Origin of the sequence: Luteibacter sp. (genome assembly GCF_009912395.1) — a bacterium.
Lineage (GTDB): Bacteria > Pseudomonadota > Gammaproteobacteria > Xanthomonadales > Rhodanobacteraceae > Luteibacter.
The window spans coordinates 1-20,022 of record NZ_WNDO01000031.1 but is presented as its reverse complement, the minus strand read 5'-3'; the positions used below and the strand labels follow the sequence as shown (position 1 = coordinate 20,022).

The 20,022-nt window shown below is 64.8% G+C and carries 14 protein-coding genes; 6 read left to right on the top strand and 8 right to left on the bottom strand.

Features of this window, described 5'->3' with window-relative positions:
- Nucleotides 1–7: 7 nt before the first annotated feature.
- Nucleotides 8–1,870: a hypothetical protein gene (locus GAK28_RS21125; protein WP_291784111.1), complete on the top strand. Its 1,863-nt coding sequence runs from the start codon at nt 8–10 to the stop codon at nt 1,868–1,870.
- 48 nt (nt 1,871–1,918) lie between these two features.
- Here GAK28_RS21125 and GAK28_RS21120 read toward each other — a convergent pair whose 3' ends face one another.
- From GAK28_RS21120 to GAK28_RS21100, 5 genes are all read right to left on the bottom strand, one after another.
- Complete coding sequence (locus GAK28_RS21120; RefSeq protein WP_291784109.1) at nt 1,919–3,331, bottom strand: efflux transporter outer membrane subunit; 1,413 nt, start codon at nt 3,329–3,331, stop codon at nt 1,919–1,921.
- Nucleotides 3,328–6,618, bottom strand: coding sequence for an efflux RND transporter permease subunit (locus tag GAK28_RS21115; protein WP_291784107.1), 3,291 nt, complete (start codon nt 6,616–6,618; stop codon nt 3,328–3,330). Before GAK28_RS21115 ends, GAK28_RS21120 begins: the two co-directional genes overlap by 4 nt.
- A complete protein-coding gene (locus GAK28_RS21110; protein ID WP_291784105.1) occupies nt 6,615–9,722 on the bottom strand; it encodes an efflux RND transporter permease subunit in 3,108 nt (1,035 codons plus the stop codon). Before GAK28_RS21110 ends, GAK28_RS21115 begins: the two co-directional genes overlap by 4 nt.
- A 9-nt stretch (nt 9,723–9,731) precedes the next feature.
- Nucleotides 9,732–10,925, bottom strand: coding sequence for an efflux RND transporter periplasmic adaptor subunit (locus GAK28_RS21105; protein WP_291784104.1), 1,194 nt, complete (start codon nt 10,923–10,925; stop codon nt 9,732–9,734).
- Between the two features lie 111 nt (nt 10,926–11,036).
- On the bottom strand, nt 11,037–11,444 hold the full coding sequence (locus tag GAK28_RS21100) for a hypothetical protein (RefSeq protein WP_291784102.1): 408 nt from the start codon (nt 11,442–11,444) through the stop codon (nt 11,037–11,039).
- 130 nt (nt 11,445–11,574) lie between these two features.
- Between GAK28_RS21100 and GAK28_RS21095 the strand changes: the two genes are divergently transcribed.
- Nucleotides 11,575–11,982, top strand: coding sequence for a hypothetical protein (locus GAK28_RS21095; RefSeq protein WP_291784100.1), 408 nt, complete (start codon nt 11,575–11,577; stop codon nt 11,980–11,982).
- Nucleotides 11,983–12,052: 70 nt separating this feature from the next.
- Here GAK28_RS21095 and GAK28_RS21090 read toward each other — a convergent pair whose 3' ends face one another.
- Nucleotides 12,053–13,033, bottom strand: coding sequence for a hypothetical protein (locus GAK28_RS21090; RefSeq protein ID WP_291784098.1), 981 nt, complete (start codon nt 13,031–13,033; stop codon nt 12,053–12,055).
- A gap of 325 nt (nt 13,034–13,358) precedes the next feature.
- On the opposite strand from GAK28_RS21090, the gene GAK28_RS21085 reads away from it, so the two are divergent.
- Entirely contained in the window at nt 13,359–13,682 is a 324-nt protein-coding gene (locus tag GAK28_RS21085) for a helix-turn-helix domain-containing protein (protein ID WP_291784096.1), read from the top strand.
- A gap of 6 nt (nt 13,683–13,688) precedes the next feature.
- Here GAK28_RS21085 and GAK28_RS21080 read toward each other — a convergent pair whose 3' ends face one another.
- Both GAK28_RS21080 and GAK28_RS21075 read right to left on the bottom strand, forming a co-directional pair.
- Nucleotides 13,689–14,897, bottom strand: coding sequence for an MFS transporter (locus GAK28_RS21080; RefSeq protein WP_291784094.1), 1,209 nt, complete (start codon nt 14,895–14,897; stop codon nt 13,689–13,691).
- Between the two features lie 8 nt (nt 14,898–14,905).
- Nucleotides 14,906–15,493, bottom strand: coding sequence for a methyltransferase domain-containing protein (locus tag GAK28_RS21075; RefSeq protein ID WP_291784093.1), 588 nt, complete (start codon nt 15,491–15,493; stop codon nt 14,906–14,908).
- Between the two features lie 443 nt (nt 15,494–15,936).
- Between GAK28_RS21075 and GAK28_RS21070 the strand changes: the two genes are divergently transcribed.
- The 3 genes from GAK28_RS21070 (at nt 15,937) to GAK28_RS21060 (ending at nt 19,898) form a co-directional block, all read left to right on the top strand.
- Nucleotides 15,937–17,130: a glycosyltransferase family 2 protein gene (locus GAK28_RS21070; RefSeq protein WP_291784091.1), complete on the top strand. Its 1,194-nt coding sequence runs from the start codon at nt 15,937–15,939 to the stop codon at nt 17,128–17,130.
- 6 nt (nt 17,131–17,136) lie between these two features.
- Nucleotides 17,137–17,808, top strand: coding sequence for a polysaccharide deacetylase family protein (locus GAK28_RS21065; protein ID WP_291784089.1), 672 nt, complete (start codon nt 17,137–17,139; stop codon nt 17,806–17,808).
- Nucleotides 17,809–18,095: 287 nt separating this feature from the next.
- Nucleotides 18,096–19,898 (top strand): TonB-dependent receptor, encoded by a 1,803-nt coding sequence (locus GAK28_RS21060; protein WP_291784087.1) that lies wholly within the window; start codon nt 18,096–18,098, stop codon nt 19,896–19,898.
- The last annotated feature ends 124 nt before the right edge of the window (nt 19,899–20,022 follow it).

The following is a 20,022-nucleotide window of genomic DNA, read 5'->3' as shown; positions in this document are numbered from 1 at the left end:
CCCGAATATGTTGAGAAGCGACCAAGTCCTCGTCACCGTCGGTACCGCCTGCACCATCTCGGCGGTGGGTTCCACGGAAACCTACCAGGCCCGCGTGGCCCAGTCCGAGGAATTCCTGCCGCTGGCGGCGTTCGACGCGGGACTGGTCGAGATCGACCCGGAAGCGGCAAGCGCCGCCGACGGTATGCGCTGGGGTACCGGTGAGCATGCCGGCCAGCCGGTCACGCTCGACGAGCTCAAGCGCCTGCATGGCGATGCCCTGCTCAGTGGCAGCGGCATCCGCCATGTGCCCCACGTCCGTGAGCTGGCGCCGCGCGTGGTCACCGACATTGCGGCGCCGCTGCCGCACGACCTGGAAACCGTCGGCCTGCGTCGCCTTGCCGGTCTTCGCTACGAGGACATCCGTGGCTCGAAGCTCAAGGACATGCACGGCCTGTTCCAGGACGATCCGTTGCTCAGCCCCTCACTGCAGGCGCAGTTGTTCGCCTACGGTGCGCTCGGCGCGCTTGCCGGCCTGCCGCGTCCGCTGTCGGAGCTGGTGTCCAATCCGTTCGGTTTCCGCGTGGCGGCCGCCACGGCGTTCGGCGGTCAGGAAGCGCTTGGCCAGTGGCTGCGTCCCGACGCGCCGCTGCCCGAGGGCGGTTTCCCGAAGGACACCTTCGCGGTGCGCCTCGCGCACTCGCTGGGTTCGCACGGCCCGGCTCTTGTCTCCACCATGTTGTCGCCGGCATACAGCATCAGCCGCGTGCTGAAGAACCCCGAACTGCGCGAATCGCTTCGCTCGGACGACGTCGGCTTCATGCGCGTGCCGCAGGCGCCCATGACGGCTGTCGGCGCGTGCGCGTCGAGCCTCATCGCCCTTGCCGATATCGCCCCGCAGCTGTTGTTCGACTACCCGGGCTTCCAGAAGCCGCAGATGGTCCTGCTGACGGCGGCCGACGCGGCCCTGCAGCCACGCTTCGGCATCCTCGAGGCCTTCGGTGGCGGTGCGCTGATGACCGGCGACAAGCTGGCCGCCAAGAACGCCGCGCACGGCGACGACGAGCGCACCGTGCACGATTCGCTGGCGCCGTTTGACATCGACGCCGACGGCACGGTGGTCGGCCATGGCGGCTCCGGCCTGCTGGTGACCACGCTCGACTTCGCGCTGCGCAACAAGCTCGACATCACCTCGATCATCGTCGGCTGGGGCCAGAGCGCCGAAGCCGGCGGCAAGGCACACTTTGCCGGTGTCGGCTTCGGTGGTGAAAACGCGCTCGTGCAGGCGCTGGACATGGCTCACCAGGGTCACGGCTACGGGGTGGCGGACTTCCAGTACCTCGCCGCGCACGCCACCGGTACGCGCACCAATTCCAAGACCGACCTCGGTACCGCACTGGCCGCGCTACGTGGCGCCGCGCAGCGCCAGGGCCTCGACGGCGAACCGCCGAAGCTCTTCGTCGGCACGCCCAAGGCGGTTGGCGACGGCCATACCATGGGCGAGACCGGCCTCAAGGCGCTGTCTCAGGCTCTCCAGTACGTGCTGGGTCGCAAGGCGCCCGGCGTGCCGACCCTGCGTCGCCTCGATCCGGATCTCGCCGAAGTGGCCAGCCACTTCCATCTCCAGGCCGAGCCCTCGCCGGGCAACGCCAACGGCGGCGCGATCTGCGCCACCCAGGGGTTCGGCGGCTACAACGGCGCCGTGGCCCTGCGCTCGGCTACGCCGGAATCGATCGCTCGCTATACCAGCGACAAGGCGATCCTCGACGCCTATCTCGCCGAATGGCCGGCGATCCGCGCCGAACGCGAAAAGAGCGAGCGTGTGGCCCGTCGCAGTCCTAAGCTCGCGCTCGCGATGGCCGAAAAGCATCGCTGGAACGGCCTGGACTGAGTCCATACCGATAACCCGGGGCCTCCGCCGGACGCCCCGGGTTACTCGTCAATGCGAACCCGGTGACGGTGAAGCATCCCCGCCGAGGTCGCCGATCAGCGACACCGTATCGAGCAGTCGCTGCTCCTTCACGCTCAACGCGTTCTGTTCCGTGCCGAGCAAAGTGGTCTGCGCGGTGACTGCCGTCGTGTAGTCGACTGTGCCCGCCTGGTACTCGTTGAAGGCGATCTCCGAACCGCGACGCGCATCGGTGACGGCGCTATCCAGTACGGCCGCCTGCCGCGCCAGGATGTCGATACCGGAAAGGTCGTCCTCCACGTTCTGCAATCCCGTCAGCACCGCCTGCCGATAGTTCGCTACCGCGCCTTCGTACGATGCCTTGGCGGCGGCGACCTGACCGTGACGTGCGCCGCCATCGAAGATCGTCTCGCCCAGGTCCGCACCCAACGACCAGACGTGGTTGGCCACATGCAGGAGGCCCGCCAGGGGCGACTGCGAAAATCCGTCGGCTGCCGACAGTGTGATGTTGGGATAGTAGGCGGCGACGGCCACGCCGATCGCCGCGTTCTGCGCCGCCATCTGGCGTTCGGCAACGGCGATGTCGGGGCGGCGCTGGAGCAACGTGGACGGCACGCCCGCAGGTACCGCCGGCAGGTCGGGCAAGGTGATGCCTTGCGGTATGTCCAGTTCTTCCGGTGTCTTGCCGACGAGCACGGCGATGGCATGCTCGTACTTCGCGCGCGATACGCCCAGCGCGACGAGGCTGGCCTGCGCGTTTTCGAGCTGGGTCCGTGCGGTGATGACATCGGAAGGCGGCCGGATTCCCGCTTCGCCCTGGTTGTTCACGACGCGGAGGTATTCCTTGTACGCATCCACGGTCTTGGTCAGCAGATCGATGTTGGCGTCGGTCACCCGGAGGTCGATAACGGCATCCGCGAGCGCTACCTGTTCCGACAACGTGGCGTTGGCCAGCGTGGCTTCGCTGGCCTGCGCCGTGGCGCGGCTTTCCTCTACGCCACGCCGGACCTTGCCCCATAGATCGGGCGCCCAGCTGACGTTGCCCTCGAGCGAACCGGAGGTCCTCACCGCGGAACCCGCCGCCGCGTTGGACGTCGCGCTACGCGCCTTCGTCGCCGAGCCGCTGAGGTCCACGGTCGGGAACAGCCCCGCACGCGCCACCTGCACTTCAGCCAAGGCTTCCTGGTAGTTGGCATAGCTCTGGCGAACAGTCTGGTTGGAAACCGAAACCTCCGGCTCCAGGCGATCCAGCAAGGGATCATGGAACGGTTTCCACCATTCGCCCTTGGGGGCATCGTCCGCCGGCCTGGCGGCGTCCCAGCCGGGCGTTGTCTTGTAGGTCGCCGGCATGTTGACCGTGGGCCTGCTGTAGTCCGGACCGACCATGCAGCCGTGCAGCAGCCAGGCCAGCGATACCACGAGGGTCTTGTGCGATGTCTTCATATGCGTGCGCTCGCGTCTGCCCGGTTCCACGGCAGGCGGGCGGACCAGGCCGCCAGCCTGGCTCGCAGCCCGTCGAGATGGATGTAGATCACCGGTGTGGTGTAGAGCGTGACAATCTGGCTGAGTACGAGTCCGCCCATCACCGTGATGCCGAGCGGCTGCCTCAGCGAGGCACCCTGCCCCAGGCCAATGGCAAGCGGCACCGCGCCCAGCACGGCGGCGGCCGTGGTCATCATGATCGGCCGGAGGCGGATCACCGCCGCGCGGTGGATCGCCGTGCGCGCGTCGAGACCTTCGTTTCGCTGCGTCTGGATGGCGACGTCGATCATCATGATCGCGTTCTTCTTGACGATGCCGATGAGCAGGATGATGCCGATCATCGCGATCACCGAGAACGGGATGCCGAAGATCAATAACGCGAGCGTCGCGCCGATGCCCGCGGACGGCAGCGTCGACAGGATGGTGAGCGGATGCACCGTGTTCTCGTAGAGGATGCCGAGCACGATATACACCGCCGCCAGTGCAGCGAGGACCAGCCACGGCATCGTCGACATGGACTGCCCATAGGCCTGCGCGGCGCCGGCGAAGCTGCCGTGGATCGACGCAGGCATACCGATCTGCCGCGAGACGCGGTCGATCGTGGCCGAGGCGTCACTCAACGAACCACCTGGCGGCAGGTTGAACGAGATCGTGGCGGCGACCAGGCCATCCTGATGGCTTACCTGGGTGGCCGTGTGGTTACCGATGTAGCTCGCCATCGCCGGGAACGGCACCAGGGTTTCCGCGGCCGTGCTGTCCGCGCTGCCGCTGGAGCTGCCGCCCTTGGTATTGGCGATGGCGTTGGTCAGCTGGTTGGCTTCGGCATCCGCGTTGCGTGTATTGACGGTGCCCGCTTGTGTCAACCCCACCGCCTTGACCAGGGCCGACGACATCTGCGTCTGCTGCGTGCCGCTGGCATTTCCCGCCGCGGTGCTGAAGCGCATTCGCTGCAACATCGTCGGATCTTGCCAGTACTGCGGCGCCACCTCCATCACCACGTAGTACTGGTTCAAGGCGTTGTAGATCGTCGAGACCGTGCGCTGGCCGAAGGCGTCGTACAGCACGCTGTCGATCTGGTTGGGCGCGAAGCCGTAGCGGGCGGCGGTGGCCCGATCCAGGGTGACGTACACCTGGAGGCCGTGCTGTTGCAGGTCGGAGTTCACGTCGGACAGCTGGCCGCGCTCCTTGCCCAATGCGTCGACCAGTTTTGGTACCCACGAGAACAAGGCGTTCGCGTCGTCGCCGGTCAAGGTGTACTGGTATTCCGCGGCCGATTGGCGACCGCCGATGCGCAAGTCCTGCGCCGCCTGCAATAGCAGCCGTGCTCCGGAGACGGCGCCCAGCTTCGGCCGCAGGCGATCCACCACCTCGGCCGCGGAGATCCCGCGTTCCGCTAGCGGCTTCAGTTCGATGAAGACATTCGCCGTGTTGAGCGCCCTGCCCCCCGTGAAGCCGGCGACCGAAGCCACCGCTGGGTCGCGTTGTACGATCGCCTGGAGCTGGGCGAGCTTCTTCTGCATCGCCTGGAACGAGATGTTCTGGTCCGCGACGATCTGCCCGGTCAGGATGCCGTTGTCCTGTTCGGGAAAGAAGGTCGACGGCAGGAAACGCAGCAGGACCACGTTGAGCACGATCAGGCCGAGCAGAATCGCCGTGACCAGCGCCTTATGCTCCAGCGCGATGCCCAGGGAACGATCGTAGCCGTTGCGGAAGCGATCAAATTGCCGACCCGTCCAGGCGCCCAGCCGGCTTTCCGTGACGCCCTGGCGGCGGCGACTCAACACATGGGCCGTCATGGTGGGCGTAATGGTCAACGACACCACCAGCGACAGCAGGATCGCGATGGATAGCGTCACCGCGAATTCGTGGAACAACAGGCCGACGATGCCGGGCATCAGCAGGATGGGCAGGAAGACCGCGATGAGCGACAGGCTCATGGAGATCACCGTGAAACTGACCTCGGCGCTTCCCCGCAAGGCGGCCTCGCGAACGTCCATGCCCTCGTCCACGTGGCGCACGATGTTCTCCAGCACCACTACCGCATCATCCACGACGAAGCCCGTGCCGATGGTGAGGGCCATCAGCGACAGGTTGTCCAGGCTGTAGCCCAGCAAGTACATCGGCCCGAAGGTGCCCACGATGGACAGCGGCAAGGCCATCGCCGGTACGAGGGTCGCACGCGGCGAGCGCAGGAAGGCGAAGACGACACCGATGACCAGCACCACCGCGATGACCAGCGTCCGCTCCGTATCGTCCACGGCAGCGCTGACCGACTGCGAGCGATCGACGGCGATGCCGATATGCACGTCGCTAGGCAACGAAGCCTCTACGGAAGGAAGCACTTTCCGGATCTGCCCGACCGTCCGAACGATGTTGCTGCCGGGTAACGGATAGACGATCACCAGCACCGCGTCCTTGCCGTTGTACAAGCCCGCATTGCGCAGGTTTTCCGCCGAATCCTGCACGTCGGCGACATCGCGCAGGAACACGGGGGAGCCGTTCCGATAGGCCACGATCAGGTCACGATACGGCGCGGCCTTGTCGATCTGGTCGTTGGAGAGGATCTCGAAGCGCTGGTCGCCCTGGTCGATATGACCCTTGGCGCTGTTGGCATTGGCCGACCCCAAGGCCGCCCGAACGTCCTCCAGGCCGATGCCGTAGCTGTTGAGCTGATCCGGGTTGAGCTCGACACGCACGGAAGGCAGCGCGCTGCCGCCCAGGGTGATCTGCCCCACTCCGTCGACCTGCGAAAGCTGCTGCTGGAGGATCGAGTTCGCCGAGTCATAAAGCTGCGCGCGGGTCAGCGTCGGCGAGGTCAGCGCCAGGACCATGATCGGCGTATCGGACGGGTTGTACTGGCGATACGTGGGATTGTTGCGCAACGTGGACGGTAGGTCGGCGCGCGCGGCCTGGATGGCCGCCTGCACGTCACGGGCCGCACAGTTGATGTCGCGATCCAGCCCGAACTGGATGACGATCATCGCCGAACCGACCGAGCTGGACGAGGTGAGTTCCGTGATGTCGGCGATGGAACCGAGCCGGCGTTCAAGCGGCGCGGCGACGGTGGAAGCCATGATGTCCGGGCTGGCACCCGCCATGCTTGCCTGCACCACGATCACCGGGAAGGTGACGTTCGGCAACGGCGCCACGGGCAGCTTCATATAGGCCAGCGCACCGGACAACAGGATGGCGACCGCGAGCAGGGTCGTCGCCACGGGGCGCCGGATGAACAGCCCGGGGATGTTCATGACGCCTGTCCGATCGCAGGCGAATCACGCCTGCCGGAGCGTCGCGACGCCAACCGGTCGAAGAACAGGTACACCACGGGTGTCGTGAACAGCGTCAGCAACTGGCTAAGGGCCAAGCCGCCGATGATCGCCAGGCCCAGCGGACGCCGAAGCTCCGATCCCGTGCCACTGCCGAGCAGCATCGGCAACGCGCCCAGCATCGCCGCCAGGGTGGTCATCAGGATCGGACGGAAGCGCAGCAGGCAGGCTTCGAAGACGGCATCGGCCGGCGACTTGCCATGCGTCCGCTCACCTTCCAGCGCGAAGTCCACGATCATGATCGCGTTTTTCTTCACGATACCGATGAGCAGCACGATGCCGATGATGCCTATCACGTCGAGGTCGTGCCCGGCGACCATCAGGGCCAGCAGCGCGCCGATACCCGCCGAGGGAAGTGTGGACAGGATGGTCAACGGATGGATGAAGCTCTCGTAGAGCATGCCCAGCACGATATAGACCGCCACGAGCGCCGCCAGCAGCAGGTACACCTCGCTGGAAAGCGAATCCTGGAACGCCTGCGCCGCACCCTGGAACGACGACGTCACCGAGGCCGGCAGCTTGGCGGCGTGTTCCGCGCTGGCGATATCGGCGACCGCGGTACTGAGCGACGCACCGGGAGCCAGGTTGAACGACAAGGTGACTGCCGGAAACTGGGCAAGATGGCTGATCGCCAGGGGGGACTTCACGACGCGGATCGACGCGATGGCCTTCAGTGGCACTTGGCCGCTGCTGGCGGTCTGGCTTGGCAGGTAGATATCGCCCAGCGAGTCGATCGTGGGCAGGCTCTCCGGCTTGGCCACGAGGATCACGCGGTATTGCCCGGCCTGCTCGAAGATGGTGGAGACGATGCGCTGCCCCAGGGCGTCGTACAGCGCATTGTCGATCGTCGCCGCCGTGATTCCGTAGCGAGCGGCCAGTTGCCGGTTCACCTCCACGTCCACCGCCGGGCCCTCGTTGGCGAGGTCACTGGTCACGCCGGTGATCGAGGCGATGGCGCGCATGCGTCCGAGCAGGTCGGGCACGTACTTCGCCAGTTCGTCCTGGGAGGAGCCGCGCAACACGAACTGGTACTGGTTGGGCGACACAGTGGTGTCGAGCGTGAGGTCCTGCTCCGGCTGGAGGAACAGCTTGATCCCTGCGACACCCGCCGTTTCCTGCTGCAACCGTCGAGCGATGCCCGAGGCGTTGGTCGAGCGGTCGCCGATCGGCTTGAGGTCGATGAGGAAGCGGCCATTGTTGAGGGTCTTGTTGGTGCCGTCGACACCGACATACGACGTGAGTCCGGCGACATCCGGATCCTTGAGCACGGCGTCCGCCAGGGCCGCCTGGCGCTGGACCATCGCAGCGTACGAGACGGAGTTATCCGCGACGCTGATGCCTTCGATGACACCGACATCCTGCGTGGGGAAAAGGCCCTTGGGGATCATCACATACAGCGCGAACGTGACGCCCACCGTGATCACGAACACGACCAGCGTCGGCACCTGCCGAGCCATGACGAAACGCAGCCCGCGCTCATACGACGAGAGAAGACGATCGAACAGCGATTCGCTCATGCGTTCGAAGCGGCTTGGATGCCGGTCGGCCTGCGCGCGCAGGATACGAGCGCAAAGCATCGGCACCAGGGTGAGCGAGACAATGCCGGAGATAACGATGGTCACCGCCAACGTCACCGCGAACTCCTTGAACAACCGACCAATGACGCCACCCATGAACAACAGCGGGATCAGGACGGCGATGAGGGAGACCGTCAGCGACACGATGGTGAACCCGATCTGCCCCGCGCCTTCGAGCGCGGCTTCCATGGGCGTATGCTCTTCTTCCAGGTACCGCACGATGTTCTCGATCATCACGATGGAGTCGTCCACCACGAAGCCGGTGGCGATGATCAAGGCCATCAACGACAGGTTGTCGATGGAATAGCCCAGTTCGTACATCGCCGCGAGCGTGCCGATCAGCGATACCGGCACGGAGATGCTGGGGATGATCGTCGCCGGCAGGTTGCGCAGGAAGACGAAAATCACCAGCACGACAAGCACGATGGCGAGCACGAGTTCGAACGCCGCATCGGATACGGAGGAACGGATCACCCCCGTGCTGTCGGATACCACGGCGACCTTCATGCCCGCGGGCAAGGTGGCCTCCAAACCGGGCAACTGCTTCTTGATCTGGTCGACCGTGGCGATGACGTTGGCGCCCGGCTGGCGTTGCACGTTGAGCACGATCGCCTGCTGGTGGTCGTACCAGGCACCCTGCTCCGTGTTCTGGGCCGATTCGGTCACCTTCGCCACGTCGCGCAGGTACACCGGCGCCCCGTTCTGGTAGGAAATGACCGTTTGCAGGTAATCCTTCGGATCGCGGATCTGGTCGTTCCCGTTGATGGTGTAGTCGAGCTTGGGGCCATCGAAATTGCCTTTCGGCTGGCTGACGTTGACGTTGGCAAGTAACGAACGCAGGTCGTCGATGTTGAGCCCATAAGCGGCCAGCTTGGCGGGATCAGCCTCCACGCGGATCGCCGGCACGTTGCCGCCGGCCGGAACAACCAGCCCGACGCCGGGCACTTCGGCGATCTTCGAGCCGAGGCGGTTGTTGGCCACGTCCTCCAACTGGGTCAGCGACATCGAGGCCGAAGTGACCGCCAGCGTGAGGATTGGGCGATCCGCTGGATTCACCTTCGCATAGGTCGGCGGCGCGGGCAGTCCGCTGGGCAACAGGCTGGACGATGCGTTGATCGCTTCCTGCACGTTCTGCTCGGCGACATCGAGGCTGAGCGAGAGGTCGAACTGCAAGGTCACCACCGACGCGCCCGCGGAGCTGGTGGAGGTCATCTGCTGCAGCCCGGGGATCTGGCCCAACTGCACTTCCAGCGGAGCGGTGACCGTGTTCGCCATGACGCTCGGGCTGGCCCCGGGATAGAAGGTCTGGACCTGGATGACCGGGTAGTCGACGTCCGGCAGCGACGACACGGGAAGAAAACGCACGGCCACCAGGCCCACGAGCACCAGGGCGAGCATCAGCAACGCGGTGGCAACCGGTCGCAGGACGAAGGGGCGCGAGATGTTCATGCGCGGCCCCTACGAGGCATGCCGCCGTGATCCACCCGACGGCGTGCCGGCATGGGCACCATCGCCGGCTGGCCGGATCTTCGCACCGTCGCTGAGGCGATCCATGCCGTCGGTCACCACGACCTGTCCCACCGCCAGCCCGGAGGTAATCACGGTGTTCGTGCCGTCGCTCGGACCGAGCGTCACCTTGTGCACGGACACCGTCTGATCCGCATTGACCAGATAGACGAAGTCCCCTGGGGCACCGCTCTGGATCGAGAGCGTCGGCACCACGACGGCCTGCTTGAGCGTATCCACGAGCAGCCGGACATTGACGAACTCGTTCGGGTAAAGCGCTTCGTCGTCGTTGTCGAACATCGCGCGAAGGGTCACGGTGCCGGTACCCGTTGCCACCTGGTTGCCCAGGGCATAGAGCTTGCCCGTCGCGATTTGCCGCGTATTGTCGCTGTCATAGACGGTGACCGGGAGAGACGAGTTGGCTCCGAAGCGCTGGAGCACCCGGCCAAGCTCGTTCTGCGGCACCGTGAACTGCACCGTCATAGGCTTCATAGAAGTGATCGTGACGATGCCCGGCGACGTGGACTGGGTCACGTAGTTGCCGGGATCGACCAGCCGCAGGCCCACGCGACCGGCCACGGGCGCCACGATATGGCAGTAAGCGAGGTCGAGTTCGTCCTGTGCGATCGCGGCCTGGTCGGCCTTCACGGCGGCCTCGTCCTGTTGCACCGTGAATTTCTGGTCGGCGTAGGTCTGTTTGGCGATCGATTTCTGCTCGTTCAAGCGGGCAAAACGGGCCAGGTCCGCGCGGGCTTGGCCGAGGCTGGCCTGGTCCTTTGCGAGCTGTGCCTGGGCCTGCTGTTTCTGTATCTGGTACTGCCGAGGGTCGATCTGCGCCAGGAACTGGCCCTTGGCCACGTCCTGCCCCTCCTTGTAGGCCACCTCGGTCAGGTAGCCGCTCAACTGCGGCAAGACGTTCACGGTGGCCACGGGGGTGACCGTGCCGAGTTCGCGCAGTATTTCCGGCATGTCGGCAACGCCTACCTTCGCCGTGCCCACGGTCTGTGCCGCCGCGCCGCCTCGCGTCTTGCCCTGGCCGCCGATCAGATGGACCACCACCAGCACCACGACGACAAGGGCGGCAATCGACGCGATCCAGCGCCCTGTGTGTCGTGGCCTGCGTACGGTATCGGTGGGCTCGCTCATCGGTCGTACTCCTGGCCTTGCCGGTCGGCTAGGCAACATGAACGCGCCAGGACGCCGTCCGTTTATCTGCGATGTGTCATGTTCACCGGGCGCTCATCTTCGTGAGGCGCATCAGAGGGTGACCATATAGGTGATCAGGAAGCACACGACCGTCAGCATCACCATCGCCAGGATGAAGGCCACATCGGCGATACGCTCCAGGCGATGCAGCCTGACGTCGGAATCGACACGCATCGCGAAGTACGCTGCCAGCGTCGCGATGAGGAACAGGATCGCATCGAAGGCGAGCAGGTCGTCCGTGATCGTGTCCGTGCGCGTGTACGAAATCACCACGCGAAGCAGGCTGATGCCCGTCAGGCAGACACCCACCATGGCTGCCGATATCGTGCAGATCATGCGGCAAGTGCCTTCGGCGAGCGGGGTGATCACGGGTCGATGCTGCGGCATGTCGATGTCCTCGAGGGCGACGGGCAAGGGAACGAGCCGGTTCGACCACGGGTTGACGCGAGGATTCCCCATACGGCACCTGACTGTCGCAAGGGCGCCTCGTAAACCCTGGCTATGTGCGAGCCGTTTTTGCGCCCAGCCACCAGGCCGTGCGTGCCAGCCTGGCGACACTCCCCCATCGCACGAAATCGCGGGTGACGCCATGAACATGCTTCGATCGATCGCGATGACCACTGCACTGGTCGCCTGTACGGCCGGTGCCGCGGCAGTCCATGCGCAAGCTTATGTCGATGTCGGCGTAAACATCGGGCCGGCGCCGATCTGTCCCTATGGCTATTACGACTATGCGCCCTATCCGTGCGCCCCTTACGGCTACTACGGTCCGGAATGGTTCGTCAGTGGCGTGTTTATCGGTGCCGGCCCGTGGTTCCATGGACCGCGAGGCTTCCGCGGATACGTCGATCCGCGCTTCGACAATCGCCACGGCTACCGGGGGCCGTTGCCCGGTCCGCATGATCGCCCGATGCCATCGCAGCGCTTCGACCGTATACCCAACTTCCGCGGTGACGAATGGCGTGACGGTCATGGCGGCGGAGGCCGGGGACGCTGACGCGTATCCCGCCACGTTGCCGGCACGTATGCCGTCGACGTGGCGGGACCGCGATAGGACAAACGGAACGTCAGGGGCACGGATCGCCATCCGGACCGCAGTAAAGGGCGACGCTCGCCACGCCTGACCCTGAGTACACGATATCGCCGACGAGGGTTCCCTGGGTTCCCGTCGTATAGACGGCGTTCTCGATCTCCCGGCGCTCCGAACCTTGCGTCTTGCCGCAGTCCAGCCAGTGCTTGCCTGCTGCAAGCACTCTTGCATTCTCGGCGTCCAGGTAGTGATCCACCGACTCGCAACGAGGGTGCCCGTAACGCACGCCGGCGCTGGCCAGCAGATACTTCGGGCGGGTTGCCTTCGCCCACGCCTCGCTGTTGCTACCGGCGCTCGCCGCGCCATGGTGGCTCATTTCCAGCAGATCGGTCACCAGCATGTCCGCATGGCCCGTCGTATTCTCGATCGCCTCGTTCTGGGCCGCACCCGTCGCGTCGCCCGGAAGGATGGCGGATCGTCCGCCATACGCCAGCCGGAGCATCAGGCTGGAAGCGTTGGAGCCGCTCCCGCTGTTTACCGTGAGGACGTAGCTTTCGGCGGTGCCGCACGACAGCTCGGGCACCGGCTGCAGGTCGTTGTCCCAACCGCTGCGCAAGGGTGGGCTACTGGCAAATCCATCGATCCTGACGTTGGCACCCCAATCCTTGTTGGCGTCCCTGATCCAGGTCTTCACGTCCGGGGGATAGGTCGCGTAGTCGCCCGCCGCCCACACCTGCTCCAGCGACGTTCCGGATGGAAGTGTATCCAGGACATAGGGGATCCAGTTCACATGGTCGGCATCCTTGTGGGTGAGCACGACCTTGAGCGGGTGACCCTTGATGACATCCTGGATAAAGGAACGGGCTTCGTCCTTGCCCATCGCATGGGTCGTATCCGTGGACCCGCAATCGTCCACGATGACCGTACCGTCGGCGCCGGGGCACTGGATCACGTGGCACATGCCCGAACCGACATCGAGGTAATGGATTCTGAGCGTATCGCTAGTCCGAATCGGCAAGCTTGCGAGTACTGCTCCGGCCGGGGCCTCGTGTTTCGGGACGGTTTGACAACCTGCGACAGCCAGCGCCACGCAGAGCAAAGCGGTGCGCAGGCCATGATGTGTCTTCATTCTCATTCGATGCTTCCCCTTCGATAAGTGGCCCGATCGTCGCGATCGACCCGTCATCGGAGCCTGCGCGACGGGCTTCGACAGGGACAAGCGAATTGCCGTGCATGCCACGAAGTTCACGTGCGTCGTCGGCAATCCATGTGCGCTGACGGTTCGGATCGGGTATGACTACCCCATCGACGATCGCCGCCAGGGGCGCGGATGGGGGGAATGCATGAGCGAGGCACGGGGTAAACGGCTACGCACCGCGATGTATCGACGGGGCATACGCAAGCACGCCGCGATCGCGGCGGCGGTGGGTGTCAACGAAAGCACGATCAGTCGATGGACCCACGGTGGTCCCATGACGGTCGATAACGTCGTGGCCGTCTGCGGCATCCTGGATGTATCCGCCGACTGGCTGCTGCTTGGACGTGGCGAGATGGAGTCGCATCGGTACACGGTGCAACCTGCCGTCGCCCTGCCCCACGCCGTCACCGATCTTCTGCCGCCGACGCTGGAGCAACTGGCCGCCGCGCTGCGCACGTTGCGCGACTGAGGACGTTTACTCTTTCAGGATCGCTGGCAAGGGGCGCCTGAATGCGGCACAAGCGATCGCGACGACGATGCCCAAAGCAATGACGGTAGTCGCCGTAGCGATGTGGAAGGCATCCACGAGGGCTCCGGCCAGCAACGCGGCTACAGGCGTCGCCCCCAGCGTAGTGGCCGAAAGCCAGGTCATTTCCTGCCCAAGGCGATGCGCGGGGGCCGTGGTCTGCAACCATGACTGGGACTGGATGCCGTACACGTTCGAGGCGGCGGCCAGCAGGAAGAACGCAAGCAATACGGGTAACAGATCCTGCGATGTCGCAAGCGTCAGATAGCCCAGAACAGCAACACCCCAACAGGCAAGGATGCGCCGGATCACCTGGCGAATGTCCGCTCCGGCCAGCGTGTCCAGTGACGAGGCCAACGCGATGCCTGCGAACTGCGCGACGTAGGCAAGCAGGTAACGGGCATCGTGCCGTTCGACGAGCACGATTGGCAGCAACACCTGTACCGGGCCGAAGACGATCAGCGAGCTGACCAGCAGGTAGGCGTAGAAGCGACGGGGTATCGTGGATGCCGCGTTGACGACGTCTCTATCCTTCACGGCCGCCGTGGTCTGACGAATGCATCCTCGTCGTCCGATCGCCACGAGCAGTGGCAGGGAGACCGCCACGCACAGTGCGTCGATACCAAAAGCGATGGCGAGGCCTTCATCTCCCCGTGTGCCAAGCACCAGCGAGCCGGCGACCAGCGGAAGCATGACGGCGGCCGCTCCGGAGATGAGTGCCAGCGCAGCGTTGCCTGCCGGCACTAGACCCTTGCGGACATACAGCGGAAACACGGCACGCCCAGCCGGAAAGGCGATGGCCCATACGATGCCGCCGATCAACGCCGCGAGGTAAACGATGCCGATGGACATCGCACCGTGCCAGGTCAGGAGACAGATCGCCAGGTTGATGCCGACGAATATCAGCCGGCAACGCCTGAGCACACGTAGCGGATCCGTACGATCCAGCCAGCGCGGAAAGAAAAGCAGCAGGCACAGGCTTGGCAGGGTTTCGATGGCCGCCGTCACGCCAAGATCCAGCGCCCGGCCACTCAGGCGCATGACCAGGAAAGGCAGGGCCAGCAACGTGAAGCTCGCACCCAGGGTCGTGACCAGGTTGTCCAGCACGAGCAGGCCCAGGCGCGGCTCCCGCTGCGCCAGACGAAACAGGCGGAGCATCCGTCCGATCAGCGGATCCGCCGCAGGAAGAACAGGTCGCCCTCACGGAGTACGGCCAGGCCGAACGCGCTGGCGATGGTTTCCAGCTTGCCTGCGTCCAGACGCCAGGCCGGTTCGACGTCGTCAATCCCGACATCGAGCACCCACTGCATGCCGTTCCAATGCGTCACCAGCACGCCATCGTCGGCCAGCAGACCGGCGAGCGCTTCGAAGTAGCGTTCGAAATGCCGCTGGCAGCACGCAAAGCTGGCTAGGTTGTTGTCCACGACGATATCGAACGTCGTGTCGCGAAACGTCGCTGTGAACGGCTCGCCATGCTTGTTCAGGAGCTTCACCGAATACCCGGGCAAGCCGAGTCGTTCGCCATGCAGGAGCTCGTTGACGGCGACCGTCACTCCCACCACGCGGGCGCCGCGCTCCGCCGCCAGTTGGGCCACGGACGAATTGCCTGCCCCCACATGCAGGATGGATCGACCTTCCAGCCCGGCGTGGCCCAGCCAGCGATTGATCGCGACCTGGTCGGTGGTGGGCTCGCAAGCCGAGTAATCCACGAGAGGCCAGGAAATGGCGTCGGCTGCGGCGTCGTAACGCTCCACGTCCGGCTCCCTCCCGCAATCCATTGTGATGACACCGATGTCAAATCGTGGCCTGAACACAGATGCCGAAACCGCATGATGTGCGGACGCGTTGGACGCTTGGGACATGACCAGAACCTCGACAGCCGAAGAATGGGAATGAGGCGAATCGGCATCCACGCGCAAGCCAGCACGCGGACGAATAAGCGGTTTTCGTACTTTAGGGCCGTTCTTGCCGGTAAAAATGCAATTTCGGCAAGAATGCACCCTCCCCCGACAAAACGTGTCCGCCTTCACGGTTTGAGAAGGTTCGCACACGGATGATCCGGAGCCGTTGCACGCGGATTGACATCGTTGTCATCACATCGCGCGCCATGGACAGGTCCTTCGTCGAGGACGCGCGCGCTCCATGGAAGTGCCATCCGGTATCCACGACCGGCCTATGGCTGGGCATGAGGGGCTTTATGATCAGTTTGCCGGTGTTGCTCGGTTTGATCGGGTTCTCGACGTTTCTGTTGTTCCTTTGCACGGTGTTCCTGGTGGGGCTCTACCTGGTCCGTACGCTGCGTCCACCACGACAGGAATCGCGGCTGGAGCAGTACCCGTTCGTATCCATCCTGGTGCCGTTCTACAACGAGCCCGAGGCCTCGTTCCTGAGGACGCTCGAAGCGATCGAAGCCGCCGACTACCCCGGCAAGCTGGAAGTGATCCTGATCGACGACGGATCCAGCAACAGCACGCCTTCGATGCTTCGTACCTGGCTGGAGACGGAGCGCGACAAGACCTACGTACTGGTGCCCCTGGAACAGAACAGTGGCGCGAAAGGCCGTGCATTGGACGCGGCGTTGCCACGCCTTTCTCCCGATTCGGACGTGGTGACGGTGATCGACAGCGATACCGTCATCATGCCGCATGCCCTGCGGATCGCCGTGGAAGCCCTCTACGCATCGCCCAATCATGCGGCCGCGTGCGGGCTGATCGTGCCCGAAGGTCGGGACATGTCATGGCTGCACCGGCTGCAATTCTATGAGCACGTCGGCGCGCTCGCGATCATCCGCTACGTGCAAAGCCGCGTCGGCGTGGTGAATGTCGTCGCGGGTGCGTTCTCCCTGCACAAGACCTCGGTGATCCGCGAGCTGGGCGGCTGGGGCGAGTGGCTCGTGGAGGACATCTCGTGGACATGGCGCGCACTCGCGCATGGCTACACGATCGGCTACGCACCGGAGGCCATCGCATACACCGTGTGCCCCTCGACCCTCTTCGGCCTGTTCCGCCAGCGTCGTCGCTGGGCGCGCGGTCGGTTGGAGTCGTTCCGCGTCGCCTGGAGCATCTCATGGTCTAACACCGTGAAGATGCTGCCCTGGTGGCTGCTCTGGGCGCAGTCGGCCCTACTGCCCACCCTGCTGCTGAGTATCGCGGGCGCATGGATCTACCGGAGCCCGCTGCTCCTCGACCTCGCCATCGCCAACTGGCTACTCATGGCGGTGCTGAACGGCGTAGCCTGCGTACAGGCACGTCATCGCCTGCAGCTGCGCTGGTTCGACATCGTGCTGGTATCCATCTACAACACCTGCATCGACACGTTGCTACTCCCGGCAAACGTCATCGGACTGGTGGACGAGCTCACTGGCCACCGCAAATCCTGGCTGACCCGGTAGTCGGCCATGAACTATCACGGCTTTCTCTCGTCGTTTCCCCGCACCTACGTAGGGCGCGGTCCGGCGGATCGTCCCGATGTGTGCCTGACGTTCGACGATGGGCCCGGCGACGCGACGCCGGTCTTGCTGGAAACGCTGCGCCAGCTTGAGGTCAAGGCTACGTTCTTCTGTCTTGGGGATGCCGCACGACGGCATCCCGACCAAATCCACGCCATCGTCGCCGACGGCCATGACCTGGGGAGTCATGGCCTGTCCCATCTCGATCTGCGCCAGCTTTCGAGCGATGCCTTCGGCCACGGCCAGGTCATTCCTTCGATCCGCGTGATCGAAGATATTGCCGGCCAATCCGTCCGCCTGTTCCGTCCGCCCTACGGGGAAATCTCCGCGCCGCAGGTGCAATGGCTCGAAGACGCCGGCTACACGCTGGTCGGCTGGTCGATCGATCCCCAGGACTGGGCGGATCCGATGGCGACGGGCCATGTCGAACGGGTCGTCGGCGAAGTGCTTCGTCACGTCCATCCCGGCGCGATTGTCCTGCTGCACGACGGTGATGACGATGATGTCGATCGCCGCTCCATCAGCGATGTCGTCGAAGGCCTCGTGTCGCCCTTGCGCAAGAAGGGATTCCACTTCATCGGGGTGGAAGACATGCTGGAGCGCCGGATTCCGGCACCGTGACCCTGTTCAGCTTTGTCGAACACGGATTTGACATGACCACCGTCCATGCATGAGCATGCATAACGGACGTCCAGACGTCCTTATGCCAATACGGACCCTTCCTTTCGATGAATCACCCGTACGCCGCCATCCCGCACGCCTCCATCGCCTTCGTTCGCGGTGCGTCGTGCCTGTGTTGTCGCCGCTGACGCCCTGATTCCTCGCGCCGCCCACCGGGCGGCCATCACCCTCTCCCCGCCACGTGACCGCCGGTCGCGATCGCGCCCCCGTACCCAAGGAAGCCACCCATGAGGACGTCGTCCGCCAAGCGTTCCCGCTTGTCCCTTGCCATCACGCTGGCCCTGGCCGCAACCACCGTCCATGCCCGCGACGATGCCGCGGACAAGGACACCACGAGCCTGCAAACCGTTGTCGTGACGGGCACCCGTTCAGTGAACCGCAGCCAGAGCAGCTCCTTATCACCCATCGATATCGTGTCCGCACAGGATCTCCAGTCATCCGGCGACACCCAGCTTGGCGCCGTGTTGTCGCGGCTGGTTCCTTCGCTCAACTTCCCCCGGGCACCCGGCAACGATGGCTCCGGCATCGTGCGCCCCGCCGCGCTGCGCGGTCTTTCCCCCGACGAGACGCTCGTCCTGGTGAATGGCAAGCGCTGGCATACGGGCGCCCTGCTGAACCTTCAGGGTGCCCTGGGGCGCGGATCGGCCCCGGCGGACCTCAATGCCATTCCCGTATCGGCGATCGACCACATCGAGGTACTGCGTGACGGCGCGTCGGCGCAATACGGTTCGGATGCCATCGCGGGCGTCATCAACGTGGTTCTCAAGGGCGCGGCGACGCCGGGCAGCAACGAAGCCAGCCTGACCGCCGGCCGTTACAGCGCCGGTGACGGCAAGCAATGGCAAGGCGACGCCAGCATCGGCATTCCCCTGGGGGGCGACAAGGGCTGGGCGCGACTGAGCGTGATCCAGGGGCACTCGGACACCACCAACCGCGGCGGGCGCGACCTGCGCGATCCGACCTCGCCGGTCTACGGCCAGCGCACACAGCGCATCGGCGAACCGGATATCCGCACCCACCAGGCCCTGCTCAACGTGCAATACGCGCTCGCGAAGAACGTGGACTTCTACGCATTCGCCAGCACCAGTAGCCGCGAAGGCACGTCGCCCGCCCTGTTCCGCACGTATGACAGCAGCCGCAACATCCCGTCGATCTATCCGCTGGGCTATCTTCCGCTCAACGATGTGCGTGCCATCGACAGCGCTGTGGTCGCCGGTATCCGGGGCACGACCGAAAGCGGTTGGCGCTGGGACGTGAGCGGCAACTACGGACGTAGCCGCGTGAGCATCGATCCCACGCATACGCTCAATGTCGATCTCGGCCCAGCCAGTCCGACACGATTCGACGCGGGCCGGCTCGTCGCCACGCAGAAGGCGGTGGATGTCGACGTGGCGAAGGATCTATCGGTAAGTTGGCTGGCCAATCCGCTGACCCTGGCCTTCGGCGTGGAATATCTCTACCAGGGCTATCGCATCGCGGCGGGCGAACCGGCGTCCTACCTTGGTACCGGTTCGCAGGGTTTTCCCGGTTTTCGCCCGGGCGACGCGGGTTACCACGGCAGGCATGACGTGGCCGAATACATCAGCCTGGAAAACCAGATCACCGACAAGCTGAGCGGCTCGCTCGCGATACGCCACGAGGACTACACCGACTTCGGCAAGACCACGTCGGGCACCTTGTCTGCGCGCTACGACTTCACCGACACCTTCGCGTTGCGCGGCACCGCCGCCACCGGCTTCCGTGCGCCGTCGCTACCCCAACAGTTCTATTCGACGACCTCGACCAACGTCATCGGCGGCCTGCCCACGCAGATCCGCAATTTCGCGGTGAGCGACCCGGTCGCTCGCGCCCTCGGCGCGGAGCCGTTGAAAGCCGAGAAGTCGCACAACTACACGCTGGGCGCGGTGTATGCGCCCGGTGCATGGACAGTGTCACTGGACGTCTACCAGATCACCATCGGCAATCGCATCGTTCCTTCGGAAAACCTGGTGGGCGACGACGTGCGCGGATACCTCGATAGCCATGGCTGATCTTGCCCCCGTTTCACGGACACCCCTATAAGCGATTAACTATCGCAATAGGAGGTGGACGATGACCAAGAGCAAGGCAGGCAGAAAGGGGCAGGAGTTCAGCCTGGAGTTCAGGCAGCAGGCA